General features: G+C 52.8%; 10 protein-coding genes. 5 read left to right on the top strand and 5 right to left on the bottom strand.

Annotated features, from left to right (window positions below; genetic code table 11):
* Nucleotides 1-38: 38 nt before the first annotated feature.
* Nucleotides 39-650, bottom strand: coding sequence for a lytic transglycosylase domain-containing protein (locus tag QZ279_RS02765; protein ID WP_293447627.1), 612 nt, complete (start codon nt 648-650; stop codon nt 39-41).
* A 170-nt stretch (nt 651-820) separates the two neighbouring features.
* Between QZ279_RS02765 and ssb the strand changes: the two genes are divergently transcribed.
* Nucleotides 821-1384 (top strand): single-stranded DNA-binding protein, encoded by a 564-nt coding sequence (ssb, locus tag QZ279_RS02760; RefSeq protein ID WP_293447624.1) that lies wholly within the window; start codon nt 821-823, stop codon nt 1382-1384.
* Between the two features lie 27 nt (nt 1385-1411).
* On the opposite strand, the gene aroB is transcribed toward ssb, so the two are convergent.
* Nucleotides 1412-2524, bottom strand: coding sequence for a 3-dehydroquinate synthase (gene aroB / locus QZ279_RS02755; RefSeq protein ID WP_293447621.1), 1113 nt, complete (start codon nt 2522-2524; stop codon nt 1412-1414).
* Nucleotides 2517-3068 (bottom strand): shikimate kinase, encoded by a 552-nt coding sequence (locus QZ279_RS02750; protein ID WP_293447619.1) that lies wholly within the window; start codon nt 3066-3068, stop codon nt 2517-2519. The genes aroB and QZ279_RS02750 overlap by 8 nt, the downstream gene beginning before the upstream one ends.
* Before the next feature lie 133 nt (nt 3069-3201).
* Here QZ279_RS02750 and QZ279_RS02745 point away from each other — a divergent pair, with 133 nt between their 5' ends.
* Genes QZ279_RS02745 through QZ279_RS02735 form a run of 3 tightly spaced genes read left to right on the top strand, consistent with a single transcriptional unit; the run spans nt 3202 to nt 5829 of the window.
* Nucleotides 3202-3354, top strand: a complete 153-nt coding sequence (locus tag QZ279_RS02745; protein ID WP_293447617.1) for a hypothetical protein — start codon at nt 3202-3204, stop codon at nt 3352-3354.
* Entirely contained in the window at nt 3341-4888 is a 1548-nt protein-coding gene (locus tag QZ279_RS02740; RefSeq protein ID WP_293447614.1) for a hypothetical protein, read from the top strand. The genes QZ279_RS02745 and QZ279_RS02740 overlap by 14 nt, the downstream gene beginning before the upstream one ends.
* Nucleotides 4885-5829, top strand: coding sequence for a site-specific tyrosine recombinase XerD (locus QZ279_RS02735; RefSeq protein WP_293447611.1), 945 nt, complete (start codon nt 4885-4887; stop codon nt 5827-5829). Before QZ279_RS02740 ends, QZ279_RS02735 begins: the two co-directional genes overlap by 4 nt.
* Here the strand turns inward: QZ279_RS02735 and QZ279_RS02730 are convergent.
* A complete protein-coding gene (locus tag QZ279_RS02730; RefSeq protein WP_293447608.1) occupies nt 5826-6611 on the bottom strand; it encodes a metallophosphoesterase family protein in 786 nt (261 codons plus the stop codon). The genes QZ279_RS02735 and QZ279_RS02730 overlap by 4 nt on opposite strands.
* Before the next feature lie 68 nt (nt 6612-6679).
* Between QZ279_RS02730 and QZ279_RS02725 the strand changes: the two genes are divergently transcribed.
* Nucleotides 6680-7987, top strand: coding sequence for an HlyC/CorC family transporter (locus tag QZ279_RS02725; protein WP_293447605.1), 1308 nt, complete (start codon nt 6680-6682; stop codon nt 7985-7987).
* A gap of 3 nt (nt 7988-7990) precedes the next feature.
* Here QZ279_RS02725 and uvrA read toward each other — a convergent pair whose 3' ends face one another.
* Nucleotides 7991-10855, bottom strand: coding sequence for an excinuclease ABC subunit UvrA (uvrA, locus tag QZ279_RS02720; RefSeq protein ID WP_293447602.1), 2865 nt, complete (start codon nt 10853-10855; stop codon nt 7991-7993).
* Nucleotides 10856-10891: the final 36 nt, after the last annotated feature.

The raw sequence follows: 10891 nt of genomic DNA, 5'->3' as shown, positions 1-10891 counted from the left end.
AAGGCGAACAAGGGCAAAGGTGCATCGGATCAAACGTCCTAGCTGCCCCAAATTACCTTCACATAATTGCGTGTCCCCTTATAGGGAGGCACGCCGCCATGCTTAATCACCGCACCCGGACCCGCGTTATAGGCTGCAAGGGCCAAACGCCATGATCCGAATTTGCGATACTGCTCTTTCAGATAACGCGCGCCACCCTCTAGGTTCTGTGCCGGATCGCTGGCATCAACGCGCAGATATTTCGCAGTTCCCGGCATCAATTGTGCCAGCCCTTGCGCACCCGCATGGGACACCGCGTTCGGGTTCCAATTGCTTTCTTGCTGTACCAAACGCAAGAACAGGTCTTCGGGGATACCATGTTTGCGTGCAGCATCCCGCGCCATCGTGGAATAAATACCTTTGTACTTACCTTTGTATTTGAGCGTTTTATTCTTCTTGCCCCACTTCGTCGGCGTATCGACAGTTGGGGGTTTCAATCGAACGGAGGCTTTGTATTGCTGGGACGCGCGATTGTCTAAAATTTTGGATTGGGATTTGAACAGCTTTTGACGCGATTTCGTCGACAAACTGTCCGCTGCAACCGGCGTTGCGAGTGCAAGTATTAGAAGTGCGGTAAGACTTGCTCTACCGCGCGTGCTAAAAACGCTCATTCAGATAAATCCGTTTGCCTATTCTACTCTCTATATAGCGAATTTTCGCGGATGGACTAGGGCTAGCGACGTTATTCCGTTTTTAACCATGATCTGGTGGTGTAGGTTTGGCAAAACTTCGCTGACTGAGTCGGCGGACTTGCTGCAAAATATCTCTTGGAGGGCGCGAAATGGCCGGTTCAGTAAACAAAGTTATCATCATCGGCAATCTGGGTCGCGATCCAGAAGTGCGCACATTCCAAAACGGCGGCAAAGTTTGCAACCTGCGCATCGCAACGTCCGAGACTTGGAAAGACAAGAATTCAGGCGAGCGTAAAGAGCGCACTGAATGGCACTCCGTCGCGATTTTTTCAGAGCCATTGACGCGGATCGCAGAGCAATATTTGCGCAAGGGTTCAAAGGTTTATATCGAAGGCCAGCTAGAGACACACAAATGGCAAGACCAATCTGGTGTGGACAAATATTCCACAGAAGTCGTTCTACGCCCCTACACATCTACACTAACAATGCTCGACGGTCGCAGCGATAATGCTGGCGGCGGTGGATACGGCGGCGGCCAAGGTGGTGGCGGTGGGTATGATGATCGTGGCCAAAGTGGAGGTCAGGGCGGCGGCTATGACAGCGGTTCCCAAGGTGGCGGCGGTTACAGCGGTGGCAATCAGGGTGATGGTCAAGGCGGTAATCAGGGCGGCGGCGCCCCTTCACGTGATCTGGATGATGAAATCCCGTTCTAAATCACTTTTTCTAAGTCTTAGAAGGATTTAGCGAACAGCGAGAGCGTCTTGTAACAAAGTCAGGACACTCTCTTTTGGAACATCAGCGGTCACAAACGCCTCGCCAAGACCGCGCGCTAGGATGAAGCGCAGCTGGCCATCGACGACCTTCTTGTCTTGTCCCATAAGATCAAGCAGCGTCGCCGCATCGGGCAAATCGCCTTCAATATCAGACAAATCAACCTTCATGCCCATTGCGCTTAGGTGCGCACGCACGCGGCTGGGATCTTCTTGGCTGCACAGCCCTAGACGGGACGACAATTCGAACGCCAACGCACAGCCAATCGCGACGCCTTCCCCGTGCAAAAGTCGATCAGAATAGCCCGTCGCGGATTCGAGGGCATGACAGAAAGTGTGGCCCAGATTTAGCAAAGCGCGGTCGCCTTGTTCTGTTTCATCGCGCAAAACAATAGCCGCTTTCATTTGAACCGAACGGCGCACCGCCTCGATCCGCGCGTCTTGATGGCCCGCAAGTAAATCGGGACCACGTTTTTCCAGCCATTCAAAGAACGACGCATCCCCCAACATTCCATATTTCACAACTTCGCCGTAACCCGACAGGAAATCGCGCGTTGAGAGTGTGTTTAACGTATCCGTATCGGCCAAAACCAATGCCGGCTGATGAAACGCCCCAATCAAGTTCTTGCCCTGTGGCGCGTTGATGCCGGTTTTTCCGCCCACGGAACTGTCCACTTGCGCCAGCAAAGAGGTCGGAACTTGAACGAAGCGAATACCACGGCGCAGAACGGCCGCTGCAAACCCAACAAGGTCACCAATCACACCGCCACCAAGCGCAATCACGACATCACGTCGTTCGATCTTTTGTTCCAGCAACCATTCGACGCATCGCGTGAATTCAGGCCAGGCTTTCGTGCTTTCACCAGGAGGAAGTTCTAGCGACACCATTTCGATGCCAGCCGCCGCTAACCCCTCTCGCAGCCCATCCAAATGCAACGCAGCCACACGGGTTTCCGTGACCACCGCAACACGAGGACGTGCTAGAAAGGGAGCAATCTCAGCGCCAGCGGTGGCAATCAAACCCGCGCCAATGCGCACGTCATATTCGCGGCCCTCTAAGGGAACATGAACAACCTCAAGCATCTTCGCTCTCCAACACATCGGCGCGCGCGCGCAACGCTTGCGCTACACGTTCGGCCATATCTTCTATCGAATACACAGCGCTTGTTGGCACAGAAATATCAGCGAGCGCATAGGTCGGCGTCCGTTTCTCAAACAACTCTGTTAGCGTTGCCAAAGGGTCAGGCGTTCTGAGCAAAGGCCGTAAATCTTTGCTTTTCACCCGCGACCAAAGCAAAGGCAGATCAGCATCCAAGCACACAGACACTCCGCGTTGCGAAATCAGCGTCCTATTGCGCTGCGCCAAAAATGCGCCCCCCCCTGTAGACAACACGCAGGGCGTGCCTTTTAGCAAACGCGCAATCACTTCGCTTTCGCGCGCCCTAAAAAACGGCTCACCGTCGCGTTCAAAAATCTCGGAGATACTCATGTTGGCGGCGTTTACGATCTCGGCATCCGAATCAAGAAAAGGCACATCTAACTTTGCAGCTAACGCCTTGCCCACGGCCGTTTTGCCCGCACCCATCATGCCGACCAAGACCACTGTTTTGTGCAATTTCCACAACATTCGTTAAAATCCAAGGCCCCGCGTCGGCCAATGCCCGCCAAAATTTCGAATTGATGACTTCAATGACGTGAACTTCTAGAAAAGACCATATATAAACGTGACAAAAGACGCAGAGCAGGCGAGGATCAGACCTATGGGGCGTATCATTAAATGGCTGATCTATCTTGCGATTCTCGCTGGTCTTGTGCTGGTTGGATACGCCTATATTGGCCCGTTTTTCGGTGCTGATTTCTCTGCCCCTTTGCATGAAATTCGCGTTCCGGTGGATATAAATGCTGGCAGTTAGCGTTCGCACAAAACTTGCACTGGTGCTCGCTTTTGGCATTGTATCTCCTGCGTTTGCCAATGATCCCCTTTCGGCGATTGAATGGCTGGAAAAACGGCCCAAGCAGATCGTTGTACCGTTGGTTCCCAACGACACTCCCATATTTAGTGAACCTGCAGTTGCCAGTTCCGTCAAAACCCCTGAAATTACGACGACACCATTGGGCGCACCTGTTCGCGCTGCCGCAGGTTTGTTGCCAAGTGCGGTTACGGGCCTTCCACGCGCACTTTGGCTGGGCAGCGATGCGGACACGCTCGACACGCTCATTACAGCGCTGAATGTTGAAGACCAACCCGCGTTGCAATCATTGTTCTACACATTACTATTGGCAGAAGCTGATCCGCCCGAAGATGCGAAAGCCGCAAATTTCATGCGCGCGCGCGTTACAAAGTTGCTTCATTTGGGTGCACTTGATCCTGCGTCGGCACTTTTGGAACGCTCAGACCCGGCACATATTGATCTTTTTGATCTGTATTTCGATACATCCTTACTGGCGGGCGATAGCGAAGCCCCGTGCAAAGCATTGCGTGCGCAACCTACGCTTAGCCGTGATCTTGAAAGTCGGGTCTTTTGTGATGCGCAAGCCCAAGCGTGGGACAGCGCAGCCTTAACTCTGTCTACAGCAGATGCGATTGGAGCAATTGCGCCCGTTGATGTCACCCTTTTGGAACGCTTCCTTGATCCCGAGTTGTTTTCGGACGTCCCTGCGATCCCAGATCGACCAACTGTTTTGCAGTTCCGCCTGTTCCAAGCCATCGGCGAAGCACTCCCGACGCGATCCCTGCCCCGCGCGTTTGCGGCGACAGATCTTTCGGGCAACACGGGGTGGAAAGCCCAGCTAGACGCAGCAGAGCGTTTGGCGCGTGTAGGTGCGATTTCTGAAAACAGGTTACTCGGCATTTATACCAGTCGCATTCCATCCGCATCTGGTGGCATTTGGGACCGCGCGGAATCAATACAGCGATTAGAAACCGCTTTAACAGCAGGGGATCCTGTTGACGTTTTCAAACAACTGCGCCGCGCTTGGACCAAAATGCAGGAAAACCACCTAGAGGTGCCGTTTGCCACGCTCTTTTCAGAGAGCTTGATGCGTTTGCCCTCCACGGGCAAAGATGCTGATTTGGTCACACGGATCGTATTACTGTCGCCCAAATATGAACAAGCCGCGCAACGCACCACACTCGATCCAACCCTAAATGTTGCGCAGTCCATCGCGATTGGTGAACCCAAAGGCCACAACGATGTTGCACTCAGTGACACGCTAAAATCAGCTTTTTTAGGCAAAGGCGTGCCACAGTTTTTGACGGATATGAGCAAAGACTTGCAACTCGGAGAAGCCATTCTGCGCGCGATGGCCCTCACGCAAACGGGTGTGCACGGTGATCCAAACGCCCTGCAAAGCGGCTTGGCGTTTTTACGCAGCATCGGGTTGGAAGACACCGCACGCCGCACAGCCTTGCAATTGCTTTTGATAAATACGGATGATCAAGGATGACCCCAACGCACGATCACCTGCGCTGGATTTCGACGTTTCTGGATGCACAAGCCGCCGAATTGGGGGCCGCGACCAACACGCAATTGGCCTACGCGCGTGATCTGAAGGATTTTGCGACTTGGCTTTCTGGTAAATCGATAAAGTTTGAGAGCGCGACGCGTGATGATGTCGAAAGCTATTTGATTTTCTGCGATGCACAGGGTTTGGCAAAATCCACGCGCGCGCGGCGTCTTTCAGCAATCAAACAGCTTTATCGCTTTGGATTTGAGGAAGGCTGGCGCACTGACAATCCCGCGATCCAGATTGCTGGCCCGGGTCGGGATAAACGCCTGCCCAAGACGTTAAGTCTGAAAGAAGTAGACGGGCTTTTGGCAGCTTCGCGTGCTGTCGGTCGATCTCCGTCGGATCGTTTGCGCAACACCTGTTTGATGGAACTTTTATACGCAACAGGCATGCGTGTTAGCGAACTTGTGTCCTTGCCTGTCGCAGCTGCGCGCGGCAATCCACGTATGCTGCTGATCCGCGGCAAAGGCGACAAAGAACGTATGGTTCCGCTGTCCCCCCCCGCGCGGGATGCTTTGACCACGTGGCTGGAGAAATGGGAAACGTTGCAAGAAGACGGTTGGTTAAAACGCAAACCGGTTTCGCGGTTTCTATTCCCGTCTCGTGGAAAAGAAGGTCACATTACACGTCATAGATTTTACATTCTTATCAAAGAATTAGCGGTGCATGCAGGCGTCGTGCCATCTAAGGTCACACCGCACACATTGCGCCATGCGTTCGCAACGCATCTATTAGAAAACGGGGCAGATCTTCGGTCTATCCAAACCCTGCTGGGTCATGCAGATGTCGCAACGACAGAGATTTATACCCATGTTCTAGAAGCCCGCTTGCAAGAATTGGTTCTGACCCACCACCCACTTGCGAAAGACGACGACTAACGCCGAAGCGCATCGGGCAACACATCTTCGGATGGCCAAATGCCCGTTTGCAAAGCTCTATGATATCCTTGGGTCAAACCCGCTGAAACCATATCAGCAACCGCGCCAGACACATCATATGTCAGTTTCTCAAAGTAAATTTGCCCCTCATGCGAAATGCGCAAAAATTCGGTTTGGGACGTCCCATCATGCGGCGGCATGCCAATCACCCCCGCATTGACCCAGCGTACACCAGCAACGTCACGTTCAAATGCAATGCCTGAATGCCCCGCGATCACCATATCAATATCGCCACAAAGCATGTTCAACGCGTCCAGTTCTTCCAAGAAATCATCGCTCTGCGAAACGCTCCAGATGAAACGCGCTTCATCCGTAATACCGCCATGCAGAACCGCGATACGCTGTCCTGAGTGCGTGAACAGGATGGCATCAGGCAATTTCGCCATCCAATCGCGGGATGCGTCATCAACCTGCGCATTGGCAAACGCATACCACTTGGCAGACAACAGATCGCACGTTGTTCCATCCTCAAACCCACAGCCACAATCCAAAGCGCGCGCCGCCAATTGCTTTTCGCAATTGCCTGCAACCACGTGAATATCGCGATTGCGCACCTTATCTATCACAGCATTCGGGGCACCGCAGTAGGCAACCAGATCACCGGTACAAATCAATGTCCCCTGCGCAACGGCCAAGAGGGCCTCTAACGCCTGGATATTGGAGTAAGGACCACCAAAAACGGTGATTTCTCCGCTCAATTCGCCCAAATCGTCGACGCGCATGATCCGTCCCCTTGAAGTGCCGTTCCCCGAGCCCCATAACACAAAGAACTTAGCGAAAGACAAGCCCGATGGACCCGACCACACCTGTTCTTGATAGTGCCTTTTGGATTACCTCTGGATCAATCTTGATCCTGCTGGTGATTTCCGGGTTCTTCTCTGGATCTGAAACAGCCTTGACCGCGGCATCGCGCGGCAAATTACGCACGCAGGCTGACAAAGGTTCAACTGGGGCACAGCGCGCTTTGGACATTACCGAAGACAATGAGCGTCTGATTGGATCGGTTTTGCTGGGTAATAACTTGGTTAATATCCTGGCAACCTCAATGGCGACGGCGATGTTCACCAAAGCATTTGGCGAAAACGGGGTTGTTCTAGCAACCTCCATGATGACATTGCTCGTCTTGATCTTCGCCGAAGTTCTGCCCAAAACCTACGCGATTACCAATGCGGAACGCGCAGCTGCGCTTGTTTCGCCCATTATTCAAGTCGTGATCACTGTCTTTTCGCCCATCGTAACCGCGGTGCGCGTGTTAGTACGTGGGTTGTTGCGTCTTGTTGGCGTTCAAACTGATCCAGACGGCCACATCCTAGCGGTGCGTGAAGAGATTGAAGGCGCGTTGAACCTTGGTCACTCAGAAGGCGTAGTCGAAAAAGAAGACCGCGACCGCATTCTTGGCGCTTTGGACCTTGCCGAACGCGCGGTCGAGGAAATCATGTTGCATCGCTCAGGCATTGAGATGATTGACGCCGCCTCTGACCCCTCTGCGATCTTAACCCAATGTTTAGAAAGCCGTCACACCCGCCTGCCCGTGTATGACGGTGAACCAGAAAACATCATTGGTACCGTCCACGCCAAAGACCTGTTGCGCGCAATGCATAAGTTGATCGATTCCGAGACAGGTTCTGTCGTCGGTTTGAACAAATTCGACATTCGCGAAGTTGCAATGACTCCCTATTTTATCCCTGAAACCACGACACTTGATGATCAAATGCGTAATTTCTTGCGCCGTCGCACGCACTTTGCACTGGTTGTGGATGAATACGGAACGCTGCAAGGTTTGATCACCTTGGAAGACATCCTTGAAGAGATCGTCGGCGAAATCACGGATGAATTCGATCTTGAGGAAGACGCGGCGCTCGCCCCCGATGAAGACGGTCACTACGTGATCGATGGATCAATGACGCTTCGCGATTTAAATCGCGCCGTCGATTGGAGCCTTCCTGATGAGGAGGCCAACACAGTTGCAGGCTTGGTCATTCACGAAGCTCAAATGATCCCGACGGTAGGGCAAGTCTTCAGCTTTCATGGCTTTCGTTTCGAAGTCATTGCGCGCAACGGCAACCGGATCACACAATTGAAGATCCGGCCGCTTTAGTCGCTACTTGGCTGCGGCGCGTTTCCGGGCCGTTTCCAACATCGGCTTCAGGTAACGCCCCGTATAACTGCGTTCTTCTTCTGCGATGGTTTCGGGCGTGCCGACTGCGACGACTTCGCCGCCACCATCACCGCCCTCAGGACCAATATCAATCACCCAGTCAGCGGTTTTCACAACATCCAAATTATGTTCAATCACGATGACGGTGTTGCCGCCCTCTACCAATTCATGCAACACTTCCAATAACTTACGTACATCTTCGAAATGCAGACCCGTTGTCGGTTCATCAAGAATATAAAGCGTACGCCCTGTGGATCGTTTGCTAAGTTCTTTAGACAGTTTCACGCGTTGCGCTTCACCACCAGAGAGCGTCGTCGCTTGTTGGCCGACCTTGATGTAGCCAAGACCAACGCGCATCAACGCATCCATTTTTTCGCGAATGCTAGGTACGGCGGTAAAGAAGCCCTGTGCTTCTTCGACGGTCATGTTCAATACGTCAGCGATGCTTTTTCCCTTGAAACGGATTTCCAGCGTTTCGCGGTTATAACGCGCGCCTTTGCAGGTTTCGCATTCCACATAAACGTCAGGCAGGAAATGCATTTCGATCTTGATGACGCCGTCACCCTGACAGGCTTCGCAGCGTCCGCCTTTGACATTGAAACTGAAGCGACCGGGCTTGTAGCCGCGCGCTTTCGCTTCGGGCAGACCCGCAAACCAATCACGGATTGGTGTGAACGCGCCCGTATACGTCGCGGGGTTCGAGCGCGGTGTACGGCCAATCGCGCGTTGATCAATGTCGATCACTTTGTCGAGGTACTCGAGGCCCTTGATCGTCTCGCACGGTGCAGGTGTTTGGCGCGCACCGTTCAATTGCATGGAGGCTGTTTTGAACAGCGTCTCAATCGTCAATGTGGATTTCCCACCGCCAGAGACACCTGTGACGCAAACGAATTTACCAAGCGGAAATTCGACCGTGACGTTTTGCAGGTTATTGCCCGTCGCTTTCACCACTTTGATCTTTTTCTTGTTGCCTGCGCGGCGTTGTGCAGGCACCGCAATCTCGCGCTTGCCGCTTAGATACTGACCCGTGACCGAGTTTTGATCTGCAATGATTTCCGCAGGGGTTCCCTTAGAAACAACGCGCCCCCCATGCACACCCGCGCCCGGGCCGATGTCAAAGACATAGTCGGCTTCGCGAATGGCTTCTTCATCATGTTCAACCACGATTACTGTATTGCCCTGATCGCGCAGGTTTTTCAGCGTCAAAAGAAGGCGATCATTGTCGCGTTGGTGCAGGCCGATGGATGGTTCGTCCAGAACATACAACACGCCCTGCAGGCCCGAACCAATTTGGCTGGCAAGTCTGATCCGCTGGCTTTCCCCCCCACTCAACGTGCCACTAGCGCGTGACAATGTCAGGTACTCTAGACCAACGTTGTTAAGAAATCCCAAACGTTCACGAATTTCCTTCAAGATCGCCAACGCGATCTCGTTCTTTTGCTTTGTCAGGCTCGCAGGCACGGAATCGCACCAATCAAAGGCTTCTTTGATCGACATTTGCACAACATGACCCACGTGCAGACCAGCGATTTTGACAGCCAGTGCTTCTTGACGCAGACGGAACCCTTCGCATGTCCCGCATGGTCTATTATTTTGGTAACGTTCGAATTCTTCGCGGATCCAGTTGCTATCCGTTTCGCGATAACGACGTTCCATGTTTGGAATGACACCTTCAAAAACGCGGGTCACCTGGTAGACACGACCCCCCTCGTCATAGCGGAACGGAAGTTCCTCGTCGCCAGACCCACGCAAGAAAACCTGCTGCACATTCTTGGGCAAATCTTTCCACTTGGTACTTTCTTTGAATTTGTAGTGCTTTGCGATAGCTTCAATCGTCTGCAAAAAATAAGGCGACTTACCTTTGCGCCATGGAGCAAGCGCGCCGTCAGAAATTTTCAAATCCGCGTCGGGCACGACCAAGCGTTCATCAAAGAATAGCTCTTTTCCAAGTCCATCACATTCAGGACAGGCCCCGAACGGTGCGTTGAAACTGAAGAGACGTGGTTCAATTTCTGGAATGGTGAAGCCACTGACGGGACAGGCAAATTTTTCGGAAAACGTACTGCGTTCTGGTTCACCCTCAGAGGGTGCTGTTTCCAGAACGGCAATCCCATCGGCCAGATCAAGCGCGGTGCGCAGGCTATCTGCAAGGCGGGTTTCTAACCCCTCACGGACGACGATACGATCAACGACAACATCAATGTCGTGACGGAACTTTTTGTCCAGCGTCGGCGGTTCATCCAACTCGTAAAATTTACCATCAACCTTAACACGTTGAAACCCTTGCTTGCTCAACTCCATGAATTCTTTGCGGTATTCGCCTTTGCGATCCCGAATGATCGGGGCCAAAAGATAGCCGCGCGTGCCCTTCTCCATGGTCATGATCCGGTCAACCATATCCTGCACTTGCTGCGCTTCGATCGGTTTGCCCGTCGCGGGGGAATAGGGCGTTCCAACACGCGCATAAAGCAAGCGCATATAGTCATATATTTCCGTCACAGTACCCACGGTAGAGCGCGGATTCTTGGACGTTGTTTTTTGTTCGATCGAAATCGCAGGACTAAGGCCGCTGATATGATCCACATCAGGCTTTTGCATCATATCAAGGAATTGCCGGGCATAGGCGCTGAGCGATTCCACGTAACGGCGCTGGCCCTCGGCATAGATCGTGTCAAACGCGAGCGAGGATTTTCCAGAACCCGATAGACCCGTGATTACAACCAATTGGTCGCGCGGAATATCAACGTCAATGGATTTGAGATTATGCTCGCGCGCACCGCGCACTTCGATATTTTTCAGCTCGGCCATTTTGCCCCCTACAGCAGTCTTGATAACAGATAGCTA

Origin of the sequence: Planktotalea sp., from assembly GCF_018607965.1 — a bacterium.
GTDB lineage: Bacteria > Pseudomonadota > Alphaproteobacteria > Rhodobacterales > Rhodobacteraceae > Planktotalea.
This window is presented reverse-complemented; position numbering and strand designations above follow the sequence as displayed.